This window comes from Clostridium sp. Marseille-Q7071 (assembly GCF_965112025.1).
The window spans coordinates 4033369-4058795 of the sequence record NZ_CBCOPR010000001.1; the positions used below are offsets into that span (position 1 = coordinate 4033369).

Sequence of the window (25427 nt, forward strand, 5' to 3'; positions counted from 1 at the left end):
TTTTGAAAACAATTTTACAAAACTGCAAAATCTATGTTGAAAAAAATAATTTTCAGGAAGCAATCTTTATTGAGAATGGTGTTATTCAGCAAGTTGGTACCAATGAGGAAATCTTAAAAAACAATGCTGATAATATCATAGACCTTCAAGGAAAAACTGTTTTACCAGGTTTCAACGACAGCCATCTTCATATGTCACATATGGGAGATGCTATGAGTTCCTGTAATTTAACATCCGCTAAATCAATTGATGAAATTATTCAGTTGGGTAAAAAATTTATAGAAGAAAATAAAGATATAACAGTTTTAAGTGGTAGAGGATGGAATCAAGATTACTTCACTTCTGGTGAAAAGCGTCTATTAAATCGCTTTGATTTAGATAAAATATCTACAGAAATTCCAATTGTCTTTGATAGAGTATGTGGACACGTTTCAGTAGGAAATACCAAGACTTTAGAAGTACTAGCTGTAGATGAAAGTACTATTATAGATGGTGGTGTAATTGAAGTTGGAAACGACGGAAAGCCAAACGGTATATTCAACGAAAACGCTGTCCGTGTTATTCAATCAGTTATCCCCAAAAAAGATGATAAAGAGAATGAAAACGAATTTATAAAAGCTGCAAATTATGCTTTAAGTGTTGGAATAACCTCTGTTCAGTCATGTGATATCATGGGCAATGATTTTAAAAGAATGTTCGATATAATTCATAATATTTATGACAATAAAAAATTAAAATTAAGATATAGTCACCAATACAATTTTCAAAATATAAATGATTTCAAAGCTTATATTGAAACTGAACATAAGACAGGACAATATGATGAAAAATTCTTATCAAAAGGTGTATTAAAACTATTTAAAGATGGTTCTTTAGGTGCTAGGACTGCTTTAATGTTAAAGGATTATGAGGATGCTCCAGGTACTAAAGGTGTAGCAGCATTAAGCGATAAACAGCTACAAGATTTATGCGATTTAGCAACAGAACATGGAATTACTGTAGCAACTCACGCAATTGGTGATGGTGCCATAGAAAGTGTTATTAATGCCTATGAAAAAACTATGAAGAATGAGAAAAATCCTCTTCGTCACGGCATTGTTCATTGTCAAATCACAAGTCAGGAACAATTAAAGAGAATTGCTAAATTGAATATCCCTGTTATGTACCAACCTATTTTCTTAGACTACGATATTAAAATTGTAGAGGCACGTGTTGGAAAGAAATTATCAAGTACTTCTTATGCTTTTAATACTTTATATAAATTGGGAGCTCCAATAAGTTTAGGAACAGATTCTCCAGTAGAAGACTGTAGCCCATTCTCAAATATTTATTGTGCAGTAACAAGACTAACATTAGATGGTAATCCAGTGGGAGGTTTTTATCCAAATGAAAGGATGTATCTTGAAGATGTTATTGATGCCTACACAATTGGTAGTGCTTTTAATGAGTTTAAAGAAGATTTTAAAGGAAGATTAAAACCAGGTTATGTTGCTGATTTAATCGTATTGGATAGGGACATATTCACCATAGATGAATTTGAAATCAAAGACATTAAGGTTGAAAAGACCATGATAGATGGAGAATTTGTATATGAGAAACAGGATTAAAAGTTAAGTTAAATTAGATCTATAAATTATAATATAAAATACCCTAGTAGGTAGTTCACCTGCTAGGGTTCACATATAAAAAACTACTTTAAAGATAAGGGTTCCACAAAATTCATTAATAGAAGTAATTTTCTATTTTTTTCTAACGTCCTAAGTTTTTAATCTTAATGCCTATTTTCCCTTTTTCCGCATATTTTTTTAAATATTCCGCTGCTGTCTGAGTATTACAGCTATTTTTAGCTATAACAGGCTCAATTTTTCCAATTTTTTCAGCAATTTCTAATGCAAATTCATGTAGTGGCTTTATATAAATACCTGCCATTATTACAAAATTATTCATAGAATTTTGTAATCGAATTTTTTCATTATGTATATTATTTGCTATTTTATTTAAAATGTTTTTAACCTCTTCTAAATCTATTTCACTATCATCTAATATAGTAAATAAAGTACAATAAATGGCATAGCCTGCACATACTATTAGTTCCTCACTACTATTGAGCCACTTTCGTGCAATTTCAAATCCAAAGGGAGTTTTTGCTGCAACTACAGCTACACAGCGGTCACTAAGCATATCCCAATTAGCAGCTTTTATCCATTCATCCATTTGATCAATAGAAACTTCTTTAGGATCTTCTATGAGTCCAGCAAGGTACATTGCATCACTATTGCCAGTGTTATACAATTCTAAGGCTAAATTATGATTAGTCTTAATTTTCTTTTTTAGCAATTTTAAATCACCAAGCTTTACGCCATATAGAGGTTCTTTTGCCCCATGGCTTAAATAGATTTTTTTGGTTTGTTCATTGCCATGTTCTTTTAAATATATCATTACTTCTTCTTTAGTCATTTTATTCTCACCCTACCTTTTCTTAATTTTTTATTTCGATTTTACCTAATTTGCTTTTTTTCTTCTTTTTCTTTATTAAAATTTTTATTGATTCTAGGGAATAATCTATACCAGCTCTGCTAAATTTAATAGGTAGAATAATCAATTGCTGTAGCATCTCTAAATACTACCTTATTCATATTTTTATCAATTAACATTTTCTAAAGTTTGTTATAGATAAATGCCCTCTTAACCTTTCCCGCATTCCTCTAATGCATGTAACAACTATTAATTATTGTACACCCTAAAGTTTATCTTAAATAATTATACCTTTCTTAATATAATGTAACAATATTTTCAGTATGCATTTATGAACTTGTATTATATTTATGTATAAAAGTTTAGAAGAGAAGCTACAATAGCTCCTCTTATTTTTGTATTTATGCAGTACAAATATTTTTAAATACTCCATCCTTCCGCTGTCTTTCTTATGTCTAAAAATCTTTTATAAACACCTTTCTGATTTATTAATTCTTTATGAGTTCCTCTCTGTACAATTTGCCCCTCATCCACTACAAGTATTTGATCTGCGTTTTCAATAGTAGCAAGACGATGTGCAATTATTATAATGGTTTTTCCATGTACTAAAGTACTAATAGCCTTCTGTATTGCATGTTCATTTTCTGGATCTATGCTGGCAGTTGCCTCATCTAGAATAACAATAGGAGCATTTTTTAACATTGCTCTAGCTATAGATATCCGTTGTTTTTCCCCTCCAGAAAGAGTTGAACCACCGTCGCCAATCACTGTTCCATATCCATTAGGAAGACTCATAATGAAGTCATGACAGCAAGCTTTTTTAGCTATCTCCACTACCTCTTCAAAGGTTGCCTCTGGTTTTCCAAATCGAATATTATTAAGCACCGTATCATGAAATAAATATACCTTTTGAAATACCATACTGATGTTTTTGAGAAGGCTATCACAAGTCATTTCCCTTACATTCATACCTCCTACTGATACACTTCCTTTATCAACGTCATAGAATCTAGCAATTAGATTACATATAGTTGATTTTCCACTTCCTGAAGGACCAACAATTGCTGTAGTAGTATTTTCTGGCATAGTGAATGATATATTCTTTAATATTTCTCGCTTTTCATATGCAAAGGTAACATCTTTAAATTGAATATCATATGCGGATAATTCCATATCCTTGCTGTTTTTATCAATAAATTCTGCATTTTCTATACTATCTAATTTATCTAATGTGGCATCAATAATTTCTAATACATGAGCTGCATTATTTATAGCTTCAATATGTCCAAAGATGACAAAAGAGAAAATAGCCATCATAAGCATGGTAGGGATATCCATAGCTCCATTTGTCGCCATTATTGCTGATGCAAGAACAATGCCAACAGATACTGCCTTAAGAGCGAATAAATGGAGACAGTTATAAGGAACATAATTCTTTTCAATTTTCATATTTATATCTTTACTCATCTTGTAGGCATTGTTAATACCTTCTATGGAAACTCCATCACGTTTAAATGCCTTAACTACAGGCATTCCTCTGATATACTCAATAGTAGCTGTAACCATGCTATCTTGTGCCTTTTGATGTATCGGTGCATTTTCACTACTCTTATTACCAAGTAATTTTAAGAATAGTGCAGATAACAATATACCTACTACTGCAATCAGAGCAATCCATAAATTATAAAATGCCAGACAAAACACCATTGTAAATGCACTAATATATCCGTTTACTACAACATCAATCATCTTCATTCCGTACATCTCAATAAAAGACAAATCTGTTGTTACAGCTGAAGCAATTTCTCCAGCACTCTTTTTGCTAAAAAAGCCCAAAGATACTCTTTTTAATATGTCACCAATTTTAATTCTTTGTTCTGCTGCTACTTCATGTCCAATACTTTCTTGAGTAGATGCACGAAGATAAGCAAACAAAAATCTACCCATTACAGTAAAAATCATAAATCCTAACATATAGAATACCCAATCTATTGTTAGCTTGCTATTCCCCTGCATGTCCTCTATAATTAGATTCAATCCATATGCAGCTCCCATAATTGGCATGGCTGTAAACATAGTATTAAAGAAGGAGTATATAAACCCTATATATAAACGCTTTTTTCGCTGTCCAGACCACTCAATAATTCTTTTTATTGATTTAAACATCTTACTTCACTACTCCTTTCTCATTGTTAGCTGCCCATTTCTTTGCACCAATATGAGCCTCCCACATTCCCTTATAAAGTTCACACTCCTTAAGAAGTTCGTCATGAGTACCTGTATTTATAATACATCCTTTTTTCATAACGATAATTTTATCTGCATTTTTGATGGTAGACAATCTATGAGCAATCACTAATAAGGTTTTACCTTTGGTAAGGGCAGCAATAGATTTTTGAAGTTTATCTTCATTTTCCGGATCAGTAAAAGCTGTTGCTTCATCCATGATAACAATAGGTGCATTTTTTAATATAGCTCTTGCTATAGCAATTCTTTGTTTTTCTCCCCCAGATAATTTTCCTCCTGCCTCTCCAGTATTGGTATCATATCCCTTATCAAGATTTTGAATAAACTCATCACAACAAGCTGCTTTTGCTGCATTAATTACTTCCTTATCTGATGCCTTAGGATTACCAAGTCGTATATTCTCCATAATTGAACAGTTAAACAAGAAATTATCCTGAGTTACAAAACTCACTGTATCAGCAAGTTGTGACAGTGGAAGTTTTTTTATATTAATACCTCCAATTTTCACTTCTCCACTACTCACATCCCAAAACCTTGCAATCAATCTTGCAACAGTGGACTTTCCTCCTCCTGAAGGACCAACCAGTGCCGCAAAGTTTCCTTGTGAAAGTTTTAAATTAATATTATTAAGTACATCATTTTCTTCACTATTTAAATTATCATTTTTATCAGTATCATAGGAAAAAGATACATTTTTTAGCTCAATATCATATTGATGAAGGGTTACTGGTTCTAATGAATTTTCAAGTTCTTTCAAATTTAAAAATTCATATGCATCCTTTACAGCATATTCTATAGCTTTAATCTCATTTACAAATACAGTAAAACTAGTCAATGGTGCTACAATTCCCAATGACAATATTAAACACATTGTAAGGTCCGCTGGACTTAAAGAGCCATTGATATAAAGGTACATACCAATAGGCATAGTACCAAGTAGAGTTGATGGTAAAACTGATCCACCAAAATTCATAAGTTTCCAAGTGCTTTCAAACCAGTTTAGTGTATATGCTTTAAAAGACTTTACTGCTTTTTCAAATTTTTCATAAGAGGATGAAGACCGATTAAATGCCTTAATAACTTCGATTCCCTCTACATATTCTACAACCACGCTATTTACATAGTTGCTGGACTCCATATAATCCGCATACTGTTTATTAAATGTCTTCATCATAATTGCATATGCTACAACTGCAATTGGCACCGTGACCATTGCTGCAAGCGCCATGCGCCAGTCTATCATAATGATGTAGATAAACACACCTATAGGCAAAAGTAAATTAGAGATTCCCTCTGGAATCAAATGAGCTAACGGAAGCTCAATAGTTTCAATACGATCTACAATAACATTCTTAAGCTTTCCTACTGGCTGATTCAACACAGTACCAAGTGGTGCTTTCATTAATCTATCAGCAACCTTAAGTCGCATATTCTCTAATATGGTATATGCAGAAAAATGGGCTAACATAGTAGATATGGCATAGAAACTAAGCTTCACCACATACCCTACAAGACATATTACTGACCAAAATAATATATTATTTAATGTTTGACTTCCATCGAAAAATGAAACTATGATTTGATAAACTCCTACATAAGGTACAATTCCACCTGCAACACTGATTATGGCGCATATTACTGAAAAGATCATTTTCAACCTGCACTCTGATGCAAAAGTTAAAACTGTTCCTAACCAATTTTTTTCTTTCATTTTACACTCTCACCTCTCACAGATTTTTTAGTTTTAAAGACTATACCTTTTTCTTGTCTTTCTATTGCGGTATGAATGCATAGATTTCTATGTCTATAATTAGTCTTTTAAAACAATTATAGGGATTAGTTACAACTAACTAATCCCTATTTTAATCATTCATAAATATGTCTGCCACTCCGCAAGGGTTAAATATGCTCCAATTGGACATTAGAGTTAGGATACCCTAACTCTAATGTCCAATAAAAGCGCCTTTCGGCACTTATAAACACATATATGATAATGTTATAACAACATAAAAGAAGAAGACCACTCCATTTATACAAAGTTTTTTCTATATTCAGAAGGCGAAATATTCATAAGTTTTTTAAATGCAGAGGCAAATTTACTTGAATTTTCGTAGCCAACTTTCCCTGCAATTGTAGTAATACTTTCATTGGTTTCACGGAGCATTAACGCCGCTGTTTGCATACGATAAGATCGCATATATGCAGACATTGATGTACCATAAACGCCTTTGAAGCAATTCTTCATAGAAGTAAGTGGCATATCAAATTGAGTGGATAATTTCTCTAAGGTAATATTTTTTTCTATATTATCAGTCATATATTTCATAATTAATTTTACTTTTTCAACTTGCTTTTTAGAAAAATATGGTCGTTCTTCAGCTTTTTCCGATACATCTACTACTGTTAAAAACAGTAGTAGTTCTAAAACCTTAATCTTAAAATAATTTATACGAATTTTATCAGGCACAGTATAGAGTTCGGAAAAGATATGTTGAATGGAGTCCTTTGCACGCATAATAAAAGGCAATTTTCCTAAACAAAATTTGCTATATAATTCTTGTAGATCAATGGAAAGACTGCCAAAAATATTTGATAATGTTTTCGATGCTTCCTCAATATATATTGCCACTGTAATTCCATGATAATGTTTTAGAGGAAGTCCAAATCCTATAGCATGATGATTTCTTGAATTAATCTGTAAATCTCCCTCCTGCAAATACATATATAAGCCGCCCTCAAGTTCCCATTCGATACGACCCTCTTGACAATGATCAATTCCTATCATCTTAACTTTAGGTAAAAACTCTGAGAAACAATTTTGCATGTGAAAATCATTATACATCAAATCAATGCCAGGAAACACATTATAGCAGGTCATGGTACCTTCTCCAGTGATATCTTCCATTTTATATACAGTACAATTTTCATCTCTTTTTATTACAGTAATATTATCACCATAAAAAGCTTTTTCTTCCGATAATCTATCCAATTTGACCCATCTCCATTTCTATCTTAATGAGAAACCTAATAATAGAAAGCTTAAAAGTATAAAATCTTGTGCCTCCTAAAGTTTATCTTAAATAATTATACCTCTATAAACATTATCACTTAATCCATTCCTCTTTTAAAATCCCCATAATAATTTTATCATGAAAGCTACCATCTCTATAAAATGCTTGTCTCATAATACCTTCTGTTTTGAAATCAGCCTTAGTATAAGCTTTAAGTGCTCCTACATTTTTTTCAGAAGCAGTAAGCATTATTCTATTAAGACCTAAATCTTCAAATCCATATTTAACAATTTCTTTTGTTACAAATGTACCAACACCTTTTCCATGATAAGATTTATCTCCAATAAATATAAAATATTCACCAGATAAATCTATTTCACTGATTTGAACTATACCAGTATATCCAATTAGTTTTCCATTACAGTTATCTACAATAGCTTGATTATAAGATGATTTATCCAATAAAAGTTCATCAAACCAATTTGATATTTCATCATTGCTTTTCATTTTTTGAAATGTAGATAAAGAATATCTTATTACCTCCTTATCTTTTATCCAAGAAAAGAAATATTCTTTATCAGATGGCTGTAAATCTCTTAATTTAATATCCATACAACATCTCTCCTATCGGTATCATCCAATATTTATTTAAATATCATCTATTTCTTACATGCATTTATATAATAATATTTAGAATCTTGCTTTTTACCATTTAAATAACAATAATCTATATGGCGTATTTTTTCTATATCAAAATTGTGGAATAAATTTAAAATATCTTGCCGATTTGCATAAAAGTGTGGTACATCTTTTTCTGGGCCATCTTCTTTATTTATTACTGTATTTTCATCTATTTTAGGGAATCCAGCTTTAGCAAAATCCCAAGCTTCCTTAGAACACATTGATGTATATATTTCTCCACCTTGTTTTAGCACTCGCTCTATTTCACTTATAACCTTTTTTGCACCTAATGTGTCTGTATGCGAAATAACATGATATGCAAATACGCAATCAAAAGAATTGTCGGCATAAGGTAAGGCATTCATATCCCCAACTCTAATATCAATATTTAAGTTTTCCTTTTCAACCCATTCTTTTAGGTTGTCCATTGCGTAATCTGATAAATCTATAGCTGATACACTAAAACCTTGTTTTGCAAAAAATATAGAGTGTCGTCCTAATCCAGCACCTAAATCTAAAATATTTTTAAAATTTAATTCTAACCATTTATTAGACAGATAATAACTATCTTCAGTTGGCTTTAACCAAGGTGACTGATTTACTTTTTCCCATTCCCATCCTTTTGAATTTACCATTTCTATCTCCTCAATTATTTAGATTTTTATTATATACATTAATAAGATTACACTTATTTAAGCATCCTATAAATTTTTAATATTCAACCTTTTAATCTAATATTTTTTCAAAACTTACACTATCACACCACTTTCCATTTTGATAAATACACTGATTGCTTCTCCCTGTAAATTGAAAGCCATTTTTAATTAAGACAATTTGTGAACCTATGTTGTCAGGTGATGTCCCTGCTTCTATTCTGTGAAGCTTGTACCTATTAATTGCTTCATTTAAAACAAGACCTACCGCCTTAGTTGCATAGCCCTTACCAATGTGTTCTTTACCTATTCTATACCCCAATTCAGCCTTATTGAAGCTTCCCCTTACTATAGAAACTAGATTTATTCTTCCAACAATCCTACTACAATCGTCCTTTATCAAGTACATATATAGAAGTCCATTTTCTTGTTCATCTATAATATCCTTTAATATGCTTTTGAAATTATCATAGTTATAATAACTATCTCCTCTAGATAGCACCATAGTTTCAAAGAACTCTCTATTTTCACATTCAAATTTAAAGAGTTCCTCTCCATCTAATTCCTTAAGTAAATCTATAAAGATATTTGACATAATTCCCTCCCAAATAGCACGTTAAACTTATTTCATATAAACTTTCAATAATTATACCATTTACTTCATAGATATTACATTATTTTGTAATACTTAGCTAAATCCCATATACTATATTATTTTGTCAGAAGTATAACAATATATGAAATCTTTCTTTTCCTATTGAATTCAAAATGATAAAATTAAGTAAAATTGTTAATATATTTAAGGAGGTAGAAGTCAATGCTTTCATATCCTGCTTCAACTTCTAGGGATGAGAAATTAGAAATTATTAATCTTATAAAAAATAAATTACTATCTATTTATAAAACAGATATAATCGCTATTGGAGTTTATGGTTCCTTAGCCTTAGGAAATGATGGACCATTTTCAGATATTGAAATGCACGTTGTAACTAAAGATGGATTTAAAATAAAAAGTTACGAATTTATTTATAAAAAATTCAAGATTGAGATTAATACAAAGCAAAAAAATGAATTTTTAAATGAAGCCATGATGGTTGATGACTCTTGGGCAATACGGGTAGGTATGTTCATAAACATTTTATCCATTTATGACCCAAATAATTTTTTTAATGACGTAAGAAAACTTCCTTTTCATGTTCCAGACGCAGCTATCAAAGAAACAATGAGAGAATTTATGATTTGGGAGCCTTATGAAACAATGGCTAAAATAAGAAATAATTACAATTGCAAAAATTTTAATTACCTACCTCTTGGTGCCAAAGATCTGATTTGGCAAACCTCAAAACTTATTGGACTTGCTAATAAGCAATATTATAGTACAAGAGCAAGAACCTTCGAAGAATCTTTAAAAATGAACAGTAAACCTTCTGGATACGAAGAATTGGTTTTTTGTGTAATGGATGGGAAGTTGAATGATAAAGAATATATTTATAAGCTCTGTGAAGGTCTATGGCTTGGCCTAAATGATTGGTATGCAGAACTCGGAATTGATTATAAAGTTACCAAACTTCCCTTTTAAATTTTATTGAATAACAAGATTTTACTTTAACAGCAAAAGAGCTTAATTATTTAGCTAAGCTCTTTTCTTAATTAAAACTAGCTCAAATTTTTTGAAGAAAAATAAAATTACTATAAAATTCATTTCTGAATAATACAGTATTTAAGAAATTTGTAATATAATAGCACAAGGTGTTATACCTATAATTTCTCTATAATCTCAATGAATAATTATTTTTTCTATATTTTAATATAATATCATCCTTACTATTTTCTAAAAAGATATCTAGATAAATAATTTGAGAATAGCAAAATTCTTCTATCTGCTTTTCAACTATTTCTCTTTTGTAATAATCGTGATTATATCTATTTCTAAGTTTTACACACTTATATAAATAATCTTTAAGTGTTTCATCAAAGAATTCCATTTCATAGGAAATCTCTATTAATTGTAGTACAGAGGTAGAGCTATCTATTTTTCCGTTATTTATTACTATATAACTTTCACACATATCAATGATATATTCAGAAAAATCTTGGAAAAAGGCAAATATAGCTCTTCTTATAATTCTGTTATTATTTTGTCTATATTCACTTAAAGAAGCTTTTAAATCTTCTAATGCAGATGTAGCACATTTATACTTTTCTAAAAACTTTTCTTTTTTATATTTATAATATAGACTCATCGATAATACCTCCAAAGTAAGTATACTGTTCATCAATTTTAAGTTTCTTTTCAAAATCTCTATTATTTCTTGCATATTTTAGTAGATAGTTATGAAAATCATGCCAGAAATCATAATCAATTATATATACTTCTTTACTCACTATTTATCTTTAGAGTTAAAGATTATATATATGCGATATTTTTTCTATGATATAAATTTTATACATTAAGTTCAAGAAAACATAATATAATAAAAAAAACAAATTGTATTCACAATTTGTTTTTCCATACTATTTTTTTAAAAACTTCTTAATTCCTTGAAAAGTTTCATCACTGATTATATGTTCAACCCTACAGGCATCTTTCTCAGCTATTTCTTCACATACATTTGCTGTTTGAACAAAGAATTCAGTCAATATCTGATGACGTTCATATATACTTTCGGCTTTCTCACGGCCCATCTCAGTCAAAGTTATATATCCTTTACTATCTACATTAATATATTTTGATTTTTTTAACAATCCCACTGCATGGCTTACGCTTGGTTTGCTAAAACTAAGTGCTTTTGCAATGTCAATGGATCTTACTCTACCGTTGTTGTTTTCTAATATTAAAATTGTTTCTAAATAATTTTCTCCTGATTCATACATTGCTACCCTCCATAATATAAAATATAATATTATATTGCTAGTGAACATATTTTTCCACTAGTTAGTGATTGTATTCACTATAATATAACACTTAGGTAGTTTTTTCAATGAATTCAGTTTTTTCTCTTATATGCCTATAGTAGCTAAAAGCTAAGAAAAAAGCTTAAACAATTGTTATAGACAAATGCCTAAAGTTACTAAATATTATATGCATGTATTACAGAATCATCTAATATTTTTTCTTATCTAAAATCCATATTAAATATAAGTTTCTTCAATTATTTCTTATACAATTCCTGCTTTTTCAAAATGCTTATGAAGAAGTTTTTTGCCCCATAAGCTTCCTACATATGCAGCAATAATTGTTATAATGCTTAAGATAATCATAGTTTGAACATTTACTATATTTAAACATCTTTTTAATATTTCTATGGACTGTGAACCCTTTGCGGATTCTTGAGCAATATATGCCTCCTTCATAAAAACAAAAGGAATATATTCTCCTAGAGCAAATCCAAGCATATATGTAGCAAAACCTGTAGCTGCTGCTAAGAATTTTTTTCTGCCCATAATGCTAAATATAACTTCTCCAAGTACTCCTCCAAAGAAAGTACAAATCCCCATAACACCACCAGGTGCCATAGTTAAAAAGCATAGTCCAAGAAGTGTGCCACTTATAACAAATATTCCAGTCATATCAGCTTTTGCAATGATAAGCATAAAGATAATCCCCCCAGCAAGTGCCAAAATAATTGGCAGTACTACTAAAATTGGTGGAAACAGACCTATAGTAAATCCTAAAAGAAAAAATATTGCAATTATCAAGGCATTAAATATCCCAATTGTTATCAGCTTTCTTACATCATTATTGTTATCTTTCTTTTTAGCCATAATAACATCTCCTTTATTATAAAGTTATTTCATAGTTCTTGAATAAATTAATTCACTTGAATATTCATTAAAGGGTAAACTACTGAATTTTCTATTATCATCAAAATATAATAAACGGTTAAATGTATTCAATGCAAACTCATAATCATGGGTAATTACAAAAATACATTTTTCCTCTTTTGCCATATCTTTTAAAACATCACTAACTATTTTCATATTTTTTGCATCTAATCCACTAGTAGGCTCGTCCAAAAATAAAAATTTACTATCCTGCATACATGCAAGAGCAATTACTAGACGTTGTTTTTGCCCACCAGAAAGTGATGCAGGATGAGAATCCTTATAGTTTTCTAAGTTAAATAACTTAAGATATTTTTCTACTTTTTCCTCTATATCTTTAGTCGTTTTTTTACCAACAAGCATTTCATCCCATACACTTGGAGCAAATAATTGATAATCTACATCCTGCATAACATAGAAAGAATTTTTAATACGACACCTCTTTCCTGCAGGCTTTCCATTTATGTATATCTTTCCATACTTTTGTCTTGTAAGCCCCATAAGTACTCTTGCTAAAGTACTTTTTCCAGCACCATTTCTCCCCATAATTCCTATAATCTCTCCTCCATTGGCATTAAAAGAGATATTAGACCATAGTGTTTTTCCCATCTTATAAGCAAAGCTAAGATCATTTACTTGAAGTAATGGATAACTTTTTTCTTTTGCTGAAATTTTTTTAACCTGTGGAGATGGAAGTGTATCTAATGCAATATGACGAAGTCCCATATCATCAAACCATTGATTTGATTTTTGTTTAAAAACTTTTCCTTCAAGGATTTTTTCTATTTTTCCTTTCTTCATTATAATTACTCTATCTACTAAATCCTTTAAATAATATAGTTTGTGTTCAGAAACTATAATTGTATGTCCTTTAGACTTTAATATTTTTAAAATCTCAAAAAGTTGTTTAGTTCCTTCCACATCCATATTGGCTGATGGCTCATCTAAAACATATATTTTAGGTTTTAGTGCATAAACAGACGCAACTGCAATCTTTTGCTTTTCACCACTTGATAAATTTAAAATTTGTCTATCCATTAAAGAATCTAATTTCAAATCCTCTATGGACTTTCTTACATTACTCTGTATCTCTTCTCTGCTAATTCCATAGTTCTCACTTGGAAATGGAATTTCGGTTTTTACATGTAAGGTAAAAAATTGTGACCGCGGATCTTGAAATACAGAACCTACCTCTCTTGAAATTTCTCTAAGTGGAGTGGTACTTATATCCATACCATAAATAATAGCTTGTCCCTCTAGCTCACCATCATAAAATTCTGGTATCAAACCATTAATACATCGATTTACTGTTGTTTTCCCACAGCCGCTTTCTCCTGTCAGTACAATAAACTCTCCCTGTTTTATCTTTAAGTTAAAATCTAGTAGACTTTTTTCTTTGCTGTCTTTATATGTAAAATTAACATTATTAAATTCAATTACATTTTCATTAGTATTGTTCCTTACTTTGATTCTCATCCAAATCAATCTCCTCATTTCTTTCCATTATTTAAATGAAAATATTACTGTTATGAATTACTATAAATAAGACGGAAATAACTATGCATCCAAGGCAATAAATAGCATCTCTTATTTGAAATTTCACTTCAGTACATGATGTTCTTTTATGTTCTGTATCAAACCCTTTACATAGTGATGCAGCTGATAGCTCCTCAGATACTTTACCACTTCGTATTAACAGCGGTATCATAAAGTTTTCTACAGCACTTATAGGATGTGTTATTATTCCAATAAAAGAAGTATTTATTCCTCTCATCTTTAAACTTTCTCTTACTTGTTTTATTTCATCCTTTATTGTTGGAACATAACGATACACTACGGCTAATGGAAGAATTACTACTTTCGGAATATGCATCTTTTCCAATGCATACAAAAGCTCATCCATATAGACTTTCTCAAGTAGTATAATACATGCCATGTAAACTGGAAATAAACGAAGACACAAGAATATTAATGTTGTAAACATCATGGTAATAAGCGGCACTTGTAGATATATAAGCAAAGCATTACCTACATATAACAATATATAAGTAATTGCAAACCTAATAGCTGTTGAAGTCATATCTTGAAATATCATCAAGATATCCATTACAATAAATAAAAATAATAGCTCTATAGGACGATTTATTACAAAATTGAGGCTTGATACAACAATCACTTGAAATATCAATACTCTAGGATCAGGTTTTGATGCTTTAAACTCCACTTTATTCAACATTCTCACCTCCTGGATTTCGAGAGTTAGTCTATACTAACCAAATATGATGATACATTAGCTTTTTTCACTTTTCAATTATTTTTATAACCTTCGTCTAATCATGGTATATTTTCGTCTAATCGTGGCATAACAAATATTTTTATCTACAACCATAAAGAAGCTAGAGGATGATGCATATCTTCTAGTTATAAATTTTTATATTTATCCTATTCCAATAGATTATTCCTAGGAAATACTCTCCGTTTTTCTTTTAAAAATTCTTCTTTAAATGATTCACATGACAGCTTATTTTCAATTTCTATTCTCATCTTCTTGTCTATTTACTGATTAGACGATATAATGATTTAAAGTTAGTTTTAACTAACCTTGATATGAAGTATAGGGATACAATGTGAAAGCTTAATATATACTCTGGAAAATAAGTTTCTTATAAAAACAGATTAACCCCTTAAAAATTAAGGATTAATAATTAAAAATGAAGAATTTAGGATGAAATTCACCCTTAGTGAATTTCTTAAAATAAAATTTATTTCACGAAAACTCCAAAGGCTTTGACCGTGGAGTTTTAACCATAATTCTTCATTTTTCATTCTTCATTTTTCATTCATGAAATCCTATAGGTAGTCAATTTAATTTTAATATATATCTATTTGAAATGTTTATTCATTTAATTATGGTATAAGGAGGTAATGAGATGGAGGATATTATAAAAGAAATACATGATCCCTGTCTAATGAAGTATGGTTTTTATTTAGATAAGGAATATAAAGGTTTTAACAGTGAAGGTATAACATATTCTATTCTCTCTGAAAAAAGTTCTGGTCATTATTGGGTTTATACTCATAAAAACTTATTTTCTATTTCTATTCATGATTTTGTATTTTCCGAAGACATATTTCTTGAATATAAAATACCAGAATATTTAAGCATTAGTTACTTTGAATCAGGATCAGGAGAAGAATTTAAACCATATAAACGAATAAATTGCGGCTGTATCAGAGGTTTTATTGGAAATTATAATTTATATCAAGCTCTATTTCATAAAAATATTCCTATTCGTTCTATTGGCATTGAAATTATGCCGGAATACTACAACGATTATTTAAAAACAAAGTACCCTGGAGAATATAAAAATCCATGCTCCGCTTTTTTAAGTATAGATGGTGCTACTAATTTTCCTGAATTAGTCCATTTATTGAAACAGCTCAAGAACTATCGCGGAACTGGTATGTCAGCAAAACTATTTTATGAAAGTAAAGTAGCTGAAGCCATCTCTCTAATAGTTGATAAATCAAAAACTCTGGCTTCTACATCACCAGCTAAAAAAATATCCAATCAGGATATGGAAAGTATAAGAACTGTAGCTTCATATATTGATGATCACTACTCTTTTGATATTCATCTAGAACAACTTGCCAGAATTGCCTGCATGGGTACAACTAAGCTCAAATATACATTTAAAAGTGTTTACAAATGTACAATTACCCAATATATACAAAATAAAAGAATGCATGAAGCAGAACATATACTTTTAAATACAGATTTAAATATCAATCAAGTAGCACAAATTGTAGGTTATAAAAATGCAAGTCGATTTTCTGAATTATTTTATAAAAATACAGGCTTACTTCCAAATGAATTTCGTAAAAATTTAAATTTTTAACTATATTTACTATAGATTCTCCTATGACATTTTAATATATAAAAACAAATAGCTACTAGCTATAAAACAATGTTTTTTGTTTTATAGCCAGTGGCTATTTTTATAAATATCTCAATACTCTTAATATGGATTTATAAATTTTTAATCTATTTATTGTTAAAAATTTATAAGAGAAGTCCAATTGACTTCTCTCATTTTAATCTTTATTTAATTTTATTCAGCTCACCTACAAAAATTAGCCTTTTTATATTTAAGGCAGATATTTATCAATTGTTATGATTTTCTGCTTATAACTTAAAGTAAACTATACTGATTTAGATTTATCACTAATTTTAGCTATTTTTGAAGAGCTTGATTTTCAAATTAAAACTTTTTTAAGTTTATTACTTAAATACAACTAAACAAATTGTATTTACAATTTGTTTAGTTAAGTCTTCATATTTTTGAATAGTTATAATATCCTATCTCCTATATACTCTTTCTTTGATATATTAAAAGATTATTCTTTAATGGTCATTGCTTGGGAACCCATTTGCTCCCATGCCTCTTCAAAATTTACACGATTTATCTTTTGGTTAGCTTCTGGATAAAGCGGATCATTAATATAGATAAATTTATCATCATAACCTGTAATAATCACACTATGCTGATTATAGGTAACTTGCATCTCACCTATTTTGGTATTCCAAGTTTCAAATTCATCTGAAGATAATACTTGAAAACTGGAGTTGTTTATCACCCAGACTGGATGACCTTGATCAATTTGATTATATAAATCTTTCATACTTTTTCCTGTAAGATTTATAATTCTTTCAGAAGAAACATATTTTTCTGCTAAATCAATGATTGGCTCAACATAAACACCTAAACCATTATTATCAAAAGTCTCCATATCACCAACAAAACCTTCATGCATATTTCCACGTTGGCCATCTTCATCTATAAATGGAACATATTTTATCCTTTTTGAAAGCTCCATTTTATCCACATCTATGTTCATATACTGCAAAAGCATTGCAAGACTAGTTACTTCACATCCTCGTGCTAGCTCTGGTTCTTGCATAATTAGCGGAACTTCTAAACATTGCTTTACTTTAGAAACATTATCTTTAGAATTAATAACTGTTTTGCTTTCTTTTCTTCCGGCAGCTTTAGCAATATATTGATTGTCTATTACTTTCCAAAGAATAAAAAACGCAGTAATTAATAATAAAAAACTTACTATCTTCACAAAGTTTATTTTATATTGCAATTTTTCACTTTTCATTTTAAATTTTCTCCTTTGTATTATCTTCTATATGTGAAAATGAACCCTTATCTGCCTACATCTAAATTTGTTTAATCTTTAATCATTTTCTTTAGCACTCCATCACTAAAGAAAAACTGCTTGTCCATAATTTTATTATAAACTTTAAAAGAAATTTATTAAATATTAATCTATAAAAATTAAATTTTCCATTGCATCTTTTTATCAAATTATTTTTTATTTGGATTATTATTTTTTTCAAATTTCTTACCTATTGACTGACTTGTATTAGCCTACCTTCATTAATACCTAAAACTACATCAGCAACAGAAGTAACCTTTTTAGAGTGAGTAACAATGATAACACATTTATTCTCCTGATGAGCAAGGGTAGTAAAAATTTTGAGAATTTCCATTTCAGTATCTTTATCCAAATTTCCTGTAGGTTCGTCCGCAATTATAATACCTGGACTATGAGATAAGGCTCTTGCAATGCCCACACGCTGTTGCTCTCCACCAGAAAGTCTTAGTATTTTACGATCTGCAGTTTCTCTATCAATACCTACATTTTTCAAAAGCATATATGCAAAAGTTTTTTTATCTTTTTCATCACTACCACTGATATTCATGGACAGTACAATGTTCTCCACCGCAGTTGCATTTGTTAAAAGATTAAAACCTTGGAATACCACTCCGATGTCCTTTGACCTGTATTTGTCACGATTAATATTTTTAAGATTTCCCTGCCTATACAATATCTCGCCGCCCGTACAAACGTCAAGTCCTGAAATAAGGGAAAGCAGTGTGGATTTGCCAGAACCAGATTTTCCTACAATGGTGTAAACTTTTCCTGCTTCAAATTCTGCACTCACTCCATTTAAAACTATCTTTTTTCCACCTTCATATTTATAGCTTACATTTTTTAATGACAATACACTCATATGTCTCACCTAATTCCTTTCCATCAGTATTTTAATAGGTTCATATTTTGTAATTTTACCTATGGAAACAATTCCTGAAACTGAAGCAAGAAGTAATGAAATGGCAATAATTTCTCCTATTGTATCAAGTCCAAGGGAAACGTTCATATTATCTAGTGGCTCTGCATTTGTAGTTTTTGCCGGTTTTCCACCTACTATTACCATTTTAGGCCCCCCTGCACTTGCCTTAGTTTCTGCTAACTCTGCTGCTACAATTTGATTATCAAGTAAAATATTTGCTACAGGTTGTGCTGCAACTGTTCCTGAGCTTATTCCAACCACTAAGCAGATACAGGTTATGATGAGCATTTCTGCCCAAAGTCCTAAAGCTACTTTTCCTTTTTTCATACCCATAGCTCTTAGAACACCAACCTCATATTTCCTTTCACGAATAGAAATTGAAGAAAGAAGTGCAAGAATGATTCCACCAAGAATCAAAACTATGATCATAAAGGTAAGAGAAATGCTCTTTAAGCCTTCAACTGGACCTACGATTTTATGGTAGCTTGCTTCATCTGTTGTAACATCATATATTTCGTTTAGACCCTTTTCGTATACTTCACTTCTAAAATTTTCTATCATATCTGGATTCTTCAAATAATAGGTAGCAGTAATCTCTATGCCTCTTTTTTCTGACTCCATGGGAGCTAAAACTGTGTCAAAATCAGATAAGATTTCATTACGTCTATTCATATAAGGACTTTTGAACATTGAGTTGGAATATTCTTCTGTTGTATCATAAAAAGTACCAACAACAGTTAATGTATACGTAATATTATGGGTATTACCTTCTTCGTCAGTAAGCATTCCATCTAAAGTAATTATATCTCCGACTGAAATATTGTTAAGCTCAGCAAGATCTGTGCTTATAACACATTCATCTTTATTTTCTACCATCTTGCCCTCTGCAATTTCACGATCTCCAGCTTCAAAATCCTCCCAAAGATTTCCGTAAAGACGCATTTCTGGCTGAAAGCCATTTGCTCCTTCCCGTCCCATCATTGTGGGTTTACCTTCTATTGCAGTTCCACCTTCTGCGGTATCTGCATCCATTGAGGTAATACTTTCGCTCTTAACACCCACAGCTGCCGTATAAGTGCTGTTTAAAATATATTCTGAATCACCAAAGGCAATATATTGGTCAGGTGATATAGGTGGACGCTGCATTCTAACAGTGGTTTTACCATTATCCACCTGTGTTTGGGTCTGCTGTTTCATTTTTTCCATATTTGGAGTAATGGTAACCTCCGAGCCAAAACGAGCTTTATAATCGTCAATAATTCCACTTGCGGTGTTATTGATAATCAGCGCGACTACTGTTGTAACAATAATGGCAAAAATTATAATACCCATCAAAATATTTCTTCCACGATTTCGCACTATATTTTTTAATGCATTTTGAAAAACATACATATTGATTTTCTCTCCTTTAACGTCTTATATTTTGTGAATAACCACTCCATATTTAACATTATAATTTCTCAACCTTTAACGAACCTTAAATGGAAACTTTATTCTCAAACACTAAAAAATACCCTTAAATAGTGAAGCACTACCGAAGGGTTATGACAAATTTATTAACAATTTTGAATTATGACTTGTGAATTCTGCATTGATTGTAGCGGAGAACAGCGTTCTCCACAAAACCCAAATCTATTTCCATTGTCAGATATTGAACATATAAAAAATGGCGAACAATGTTCGCCGCTACAAAAATCTATTAAAGAAATTAGTTTGATTAAAACTAATTTCCGCCATAATTGTCAATTGTCCATTGATTAAAGTTGTGAATTAAAATATTTAGAGCTGTAGTTATATTGAGCTGCACATTAAAATTAAGATGAAATTTACTGTTAGTGAATTTTTAAAATAGAGTTTATTCTAAAAAACTCCAAAGGCTTTAGCCATGGAGTTTTAACCATAACTCTTCATCTCTAATTCTTAGTTTTTAATTCATCATGAAGAAGCCTGCATTATCCAAGTATAAAAGTAAAGGTCGCACCTTCATCTTTTACACTGTCAGCGTAAATTTTACCATCCAGTCTATCTATAATTGCTTTAGCAATAGACAATCCTAAACCATAGCCACCATTTTCTTGTGTTCTTGCAGAGTCAGCCCTATAGAAACGATCAAACAGCTTTGTTATATTTTCTTTTGGTATACCCTTGCCACTGTTTTTAATAGAAAACACTAATTGATGTCTTGTCTTTTTTAGGATAATATCAATACGCCCTTTTTCATCCGTATATTTTATTGCATTATCAACTAGTATAGTAACTACCTGTTTAATTTTTTCACAGTCACTTTTAATAATGATATTTGCTTCTATATCTTGTAAAAGTCTAATGTCTTTCTCAAAAGCCACAGCCTCCATTGATAATATGACATCACTTACTACCTCACTAATATTAAAAGGTATATAAAGTATTTTGCTGTTTGTATCTTCTGTCTTAGCCAAGTATAAAAGATCATTTACAAGTTTACTCATTCTATCAATTTGGTTTTTTATATAATCAAGCCACTTCTTCTGACTTTTAATGGTTTCCTCCTGATTTGCAAGAAGAGCATCAGAATTAGCATTTATAATAGCAAGAGGTGTTTTTAATTCATGAGAAGCATCAGCAATAAATTGTTTTTGCTTCTCCCATGCCTCTGAAATAGGCTTAATAGATCTATTTGCAAAGAAAAGACTGATTACAAATATAACAAAAAGCATAATAATCCCAACAAAAAATAATGTAGTAAAGAGCTCCATCAATGTTTTGTGAGAATCTGTGACATCTAAAAATGTAATTTGATAATTGCCATCATTAAAGTTTATTATAGTTTTGCTTCCATTTTCATGAGTTATGAAATTTCTTCCAATAGGAGATATTTTATATTGCCATCGTCTGTTTTCAAGGGAAATGATGCTATAATCTTTTTTCTCATTCCAAGCAAGTTCTGCTGCCTTAAAATATATTTCCTCAGACATGTCAATATGTGAAATTATTTTAACAATGTTACCATCTGAATTTACAAGTATACGAAAAGAAGAAGAAGAGTCGGAAGGAATCATACTAATGATTCTATTATCTTTTTTTGTACCGTCTGGTAAACTAAGAGCCCCTGTATTTACTCTTGAAGATAACATTTCAAGTTTATCTCTATTTTCTGTTTGTGTGTTATTATACGTTGTAAAATAAATAACTACAAAGGCACTAATCATCACCACGGAGATAATTGACATATTTAGTATAATGAATCTATTACGTAACTTTTTAAACATATCAATCTCCATCCTTTGTAGTGTTTAAGACATATCCAGCACCTCGCACTGTTTGAATGATAACTTGAGATTTTATACGACTTAATTTTTTACGTAAGAAAGATATGTACACTTCCACATTATTATCCTCTGCACAGGTTTCATACCCCCATAACTTCTCAATGATAGAGTCCTTCGAAATAATAATATCTTTTCGCTTGATTAAAAGTTCTAACAGTTGACATTCCTTTAAAGTTAATTTAAATTCTTTGCTGCCACAGCTAAGGTTTAAAGTAAGTGGATTCAATTCAATATCTGCGTATTGTAAAATGTTGTCTTTTATCAGCTCATTTTTTCTCCGACTTAAAGCACGTAAACGTGCCATCAATTCTTCTGTTTTAAAGGGCTTTGCCAAATAGTCGTCAGCTCCACTATCAAGACCTATAACCTTATCCTCAGTTTCGCCCTTTGCTGTCAACAGGATAACAGGTGCCTCAATACCGTTTTTACGCAATTCTTTTAATACGCCTACTCCGTTCATTTTAGGAAGCATGATGTCGAGAATAATAATGTCATATATACCAGAAAGCCCACAGTCTAATCCATATTCACCATCAAAAGCTAAGTCAACGCTATAATTATTTTTCTTTAGAACCTGTTCTATAGCTTCCGCCATATATTTTTCATCTTCTACCATTAAAATTCGCACATGCATCTCTCCTTTTTACTACGTCAAAAGCATAAATTATTGATATAATAGGTAATCTGCAACTTTATCCTAAGCAGTTATATTGAAATTACTAATATTTATTCTTTAAATATTATATCATAATAGCATCCGCACCAAAAAAGCTGTTATACCAATTTGTTGCGGATACTCTTTGATTTCTTCTTTATTAAATTCTTATTTAATTTCTATAGACATACCTTCAGGAAGATCTTCACTCCAAGTCTGACCACTATCCTCGGAATAAAATCTTGTTCCATTTTCATTTTTCACCATAAAACTATTACCGCCTTTAGATAAAATACCATCTTCAGACTTTACCTGTCCACCTATAAAAAGTCCTTTTTCTGTTTGACCAGAATTTTTAATTCCTACTTTTCCATCTTCTTTGGTGAATGCCTCAACGCCTTCTGGAGCATTTTCACTCCACGTTTGACCTCCATCTTTAGAATATAATTTAACACCATCTTCTAACTTTACTTTTACATTAATTCCGATATCATCTTTTGAAATATTAGTATTTTTAATTTCTATTTTCCCATCTTCGTTCTTAAATTCTATCAAACCTTCAGGAGCATTTTCACTCCATGTTTGACCTCCATCTATAGAATATAGCTTAACACCATCTTCTAACTTTACTTGTACACCAATACCAATATCATCTTTTGAAATATTAGCATTTTTAATTTTTATTTTCCCATCTTCGCTCTCAAATCCTGTCAAACCCTCAGGGGCATCTTCACTCCATGTTTGACCTCCATCTATAGAGTACGTTATAACTCCATTTTCATTTTTTACTTGAACAGAATCATCAACATCACTAGCAAAAACTTTTCCTGTTCCTAATGTTAGAACAAGTGCACCACAAAGGATAGAAGCACCTGCTTTCTTTTTTGTTATATTCATAATGTTTTTCATACTATCTATACCTCCATTAAATTCTTTATAAGTAGCTACCTTATGACTTAATTATAAATGTCATACCTTTAATGAACCTTAAATAAAAAATTTTCAAAAGAATTTTTGAGAATTTTACTTCATTGACATTTTATAAAACATTATGAAGTAATATATCTATTTCTAAAATCCAAATGTGCTTTTTAACTTTTATGCCGTAAAGCATTTTAAATGATATATGTACTTTATTCAGAACAAATAAAGAAGATAGTTTTACAAACTATCTCCCTTCTTTTTTCTCTTTATCTTAATGTATTGACCTTTGTCATTAAATAATCAAGTCTATTTTTATATTATCTTTAACTTGTAGTATATATTATTTGCTATAACGATCTAAAAGCTCCTTAACTCTTTCTGGCTGAACAGGATAACCCACTTCACGAACAGTGTTCATCATAGTTTCAATATTTTCAAATGGTGTTTCTACCGGTAAGCTACATCCCGACATGACAACATAACCCTTTGGCGAGTCGTAAACATCTAAAATTCCCTCTAAGGTTTTGATGCGAACGTCCTTAGGGGTTCCGGAATACATAATCCCAGCTGGATCAACATTGCCTAGAATCTTGGTTTGACTTCCAATTGTATTTTTACAATCTTTTAAACTTGCAATATTATCTATGCTCATGCCGCCGATACCCAGATCCCCAATATCCTTCCAAATTTTATCAGTCTGTCCACAGATATGCACTACTACATTACTGCCATATCCCTTAATATAATCAATAAGCTCCTTCAAGTAGGGCAGAGAAAATTCTCTGAAATCCTTAGGACTTACAACTGTACAAGAAGACATAGGCTCAGATATGGTAGGACTAAGTCCAATATCAATTGCTGCCTTTGCATAAGCTTTACAGGTTTCAAGAGAAACGCGACAAAGCTTATGTAGTGCTTCAGGATTTTTGTGTATGAGCTTCAGCGCTTCATTGACACCAAACAAGAAAAATGCGTTAGTAAAAGGTCCCACAATACCAGCAGAACATTTTATTTCATCCTCTGCAAGATCCTGAAGATATTTCATTGCATCAAGGTGTACTGGCAATCGTCCATCTTTATAAGGATTAGCAGGACGCAAAGTATCAATATCCTTTACACTAAAAATTGCCGATTTTGCCAAATCAGCAGTATCATCATCAGGGAAAGTAACAGTTGCCCCCATGGCTTCCGCCCATGTAAACAAATCAGTAAAAATGCGAAGACTGTCGCAGCCAAATTTACGATAGGTTGCCATTTGTGCCTCTGCAATGACTCTAGGATTGTGATTAAACTCAGAAATCTTACAGCCATATACCCTGGCAACTCCATTTGCAATATTAGGGTTGCATGGCAATCTATCCACTTCCATTCCCTTGGCAATAGCAGTCCCTCTTTCAGCTGGAGTCATAGAATCTTTATTAAACACAACTAACCCCTCCTCATAAATCTATTTCCATATAAGTAACTATTTTTATATCGGTAATGCTAAATTTTTTTAGCTAT

Annotated in this window: 23 protein-coding genes; 3 read left to right on the forward strand and 20 right to left on the reverse strand. The window is 30.7% G+C overall.

Annotation, left to right across the window (positions count from 1 at the left end):
* Window positions 1–2 precede the first annotated feature (2 nt).
* Entirely contained in the window at window positions 3–1607 is a 1605-nt protein-coding gene (locus ACWPW7_RS19180) for an amidohydrolase (RefSeq protein ID WP_454054819.1), read from the forward strand.
* Window positions 1608–1749: 142 nt separating this feature from the next.
* Here the strand turns inward: ACWPW7_RS19180 and ACWPW7_RS19185 are convergent, their stop codons facing one another.
* The 7 genes from ACWPW7_RS19185 to ACWPW7_RS19215 all read right to left on the reverse strand — a co-directional run bounded on the left by ACWPW7_RS19185 (window position 1750) and on the right by ACWPW7_RS19215 (window position 9662).
* Window positions 1750–2457 (reverse strand): DNA alkylation repair protein, encoded by a 708-nt coding sequence (locus tag ACWPW7_RS19185; RefSeq protein WP_454054820.1) that lies wholly within the window; start codon window positions 2455–2457, stop codon window positions 1750–1752.
* 438 nt (window positions 2458–2895) lie between these two features.
* Complete coding sequence (locus tag ACWPW7_RS19190) at window positions 2896–4641, reverse strand: ABC transporter ATP-binding protein (RefSeq protein WP_454054821.1); 1746 nt, start codon at window positions 4639–4641, stop codon at window positions 2896–2898.
* A gap of 1 nt (window position 4642) precedes the next feature.
* Window positions 4643–6433, reverse strand: coding sequence for an ABC transporter ATP-binding protein (locus tag ACWPW7_RS19195; protein ID WP_454054822.1), 1791 nt, complete (start codon window positions 6431–6433; stop codon window positions 4643–4645).
* Between the two features lie 318 nt (window positions 6434–6751).
* A complete protein-coding gene (locus ACWPW7_RS19200) occupies window positions 6752–7711 on the reverse strand; it encodes a helix-turn-helix transcriptional regulator (RefSeq protein WP_454054823.1) in 960 nt (319 codons plus the stop codon).
* Between the two features lie 115 nt (window positions 7712–7826).
* Window positions 7827–8345 carry a GNAT family N-acetyltransferase gene (locus tag ACWPW7_RS19205; RefSeq protein WP_454054824.1) on the reverse strand — a complete coding sequence of 173 codons (519 nt, stop codon included), beginning with the start codon at window positions 8343–8345 and terminating at the stop codon, window positions 7827–7829.
* A gap of 47 nt (window positions 8346–8392) precedes the next feature.
* On the reverse strand, window positions 8393–9049 hold the full coding sequence (locus ACWPW7_RS19210) for a class I SAM-dependent methyltransferase (RefSeq protein WP_454054825.1): 657 nt from the start codon (window positions 9047–9049) through the stop codon (window positions 8393–8395).
* Between the two features lie 91 nt (window positions 9050–9140).
* Window positions 9141–9662, reverse strand: coding sequence for a GNAT family N-acetyltransferase (locus ACWPW7_RS19215; protein ID WP_454054826.1), 522 nt, complete (start codon window positions 9660–9662; stop codon window positions 9141–9143).
* 222 nt (window positions 9663–9884) lie between these two features.
* Between ACWPW7_RS19215 and ACWPW7_RS19220 the strand changes: the two genes are divergently transcribed.
* Window positions 9885–10646: a kanamycin nucleotidyltransferase C-terminal domain-containing protein gene (locus tag ACWPW7_RS19220; protein ID WP_454054827.1), complete on the forward strand. Its 762-nt coding sequence runs from the start codon at window positions 9885–9887 to the stop codon at window positions 10644–10646.
* Window positions 10647–10836: 190 nt separating this feature from the next.
* Here ACWPW7_RS19220 and ACWPW7_RS19225 read toward each other — a convergent pair whose 3' ends face one another.
* The 6 genes from ACWPW7_RS19225 to ACWPW7_RS19250 all read right to left on the reverse strand — a co-directional run bounded on the left by ACWPW7_RS19225 (window position 10837) and on the right by ACWPW7_RS19250 (window position 15128).
* Window positions 10837–11310 carry a HepT-like ribonuclease domain-containing protein gene (locus tag ACWPW7_RS19225; protein ID WP_454054828.1) on the reverse strand — a complete coding sequence of 158 codons (474 nt, stop codon included), beginning with the start codon at window positions 11308–11310 and terminating at the stop codon, window positions 10837–10839.
* Entirely contained in the window at window positions 11294–11452 is a 159-nt protein-coding gene (locus tag ACWPW7_RS19230; RefSeq protein WP_454054829.1) for a hypothetical protein, read from the reverse strand. Before ACWPW7_RS19230 ends, ACWPW7_RS19225 begins: the two co-directional genes overlap by 17 nt.
* Before the next feature lie 129 nt (window positions 11453–11581).
* Entirely contained in the window at window positions 11582–11941 is a 360-nt protein-coding gene (locus ACWPW7_RS19235) for a metal-dependent transcriptional regulator (RefSeq protein WP_291566106.1), read from the reverse strand.
* Window positions 11942–12226: 285 nt separating this feature from the next.
* Window positions 12227–12832: an MptD family putative ECF transporter S component gene (locus ACWPW7_RS19240; protein WP_454054830.1), complete on the reverse strand. Its 606-nt coding sequence runs from the start codon at window positions 12830–12832 to the stop codon at window positions 12227–12229.
* A 24-nt stretch (window positions 12833–12856) separates the two neighbouring features.
* Window positions 12857–14368 carry an ABC transporter ATP-binding protein gene (locus ACWPW7_RS19245; RefSeq protein WP_454054831.1) on the reverse strand — a complete coding sequence of 504 codons (1512 nt, stop codon included), beginning with the start codon at window positions 14366–14368 and terminating at the stop codon, window positions 12857–12859.
* A gap of 31 nt (window positions 14369–14399) precedes the next feature.
* Complete coding sequence (locus tag ACWPW7_RS19250; RefSeq protein ID WP_291566112.1) at window positions 14400–15128, reverse strand: energy-coupling factor transporter transmembrane component T; 729 nt, start codon at window positions 15126–15128, stop codon at window positions 14400–14402.
* 694 nt (window positions 15129–15822) lie between these two features.
* Between ACWPW7_RS19250 and ACWPW7_RS19255 the strand changes: the two genes are divergently transcribed.
* The gene (locus ACWPW7_RS19255; RefSeq protein WP_454054832.1) at window positions 15823–16791 is read left to right on the forward strand and encodes a helix-turn-helix domain-containing protein; all 969 of its coding nucleotides are present in this window, start codon (window positions 15823–15825) and stop codon (window positions 16789–16791) included.
* Between the two features lie 499 nt (window positions 16792–17290).
* Here ACWPW7_RS19255 and ACWPW7_RS19260 read toward each other — a convergent pair whose 3' ends face one another.
* From ACWPW7_RS19260 to ACWPW7_RS19290, 7 genes are all read right to left on the reverse strand, one after another.
* On the reverse strand, window positions 17291–18058 hold the full coding sequence (locus tag ACWPW7_RS19260) for a C39 family peptidase (protein WP_454054833.1): 768 nt from the start codon (window positions 18056–18058) through the stop codon (window positions 17291–17293).
* A gap of 250 nt (window positions 18059–18308) precedes the next feature.
* Window positions 18309–18977 carry an ABC transporter ATP-binding protein gene (locus ACWPW7_RS19265; RefSeq protein ID WP_454054834.1) on the reverse strand — a complete coding sequence of 223 codons (669 nt, stop codon included), beginning with the start codon at window positions 18975–18977 and terminating at the stop codon, window positions 18309–18311.
* A 9-nt stretch (window positions 18978–18986) separates the two neighbouring features.
* Complete coding sequence (locus ACWPW7_RS19270) at window positions 18987–20429, reverse strand: ABC transporter permease (RefSeq protein WP_454054835.1); 1443 nt, start codon at window positions 20427–20429, stop codon at window positions 18987–18989.
* A gap of 560 nt (window positions 20430–20989) precedes the next feature.
* Entirely contained in the window at window positions 20990–22297 is a 1308-nt protein-coding gene (locus ACWPW7_RS19275; protein ID WP_454054836.1) for a sensor histidine kinase, read from the reverse strand.
* Window positions 22287–22973, reverse strand: coding sequence for a response regulator transcription factor (locus tag ACWPW7_RS19280; protein WP_454055542.1), 687 nt, complete (start codon window positions 22971–22973; stop codon window positions 22287–22289). Before ACWPW7_RS19280 ends, ACWPW7_RS19275 begins: the two co-directional genes overlap by 11 nt.
* Window positions 22974–23168: 195 nt before the next feature.
* Window positions 23169–23909 carry a WD40/YVTN/BNR-like repeat-containing protein gene (locus ACWPW7_RS19285; RefSeq protein WP_454054837.1) on the reverse strand — a complete coding sequence of 247 codons (741 nt, stop codon included), beginning with the start codon at window positions 23907–23909 and terminating at the stop codon, window positions 23169–23171.
* Window positions 23910–24264: 355 nt separating this feature from the next.
* Entirely contained in the window at window positions 24265–25350 is a 1086-nt protein-coding gene (locus ACWPW7_RS19290) for a uroporphyrinogen decarboxylase family protein (protein ID WP_454054838.1), read from the reverse strand.
* Window positions 25351–25427: the final 77 nt, after the last annotated feature.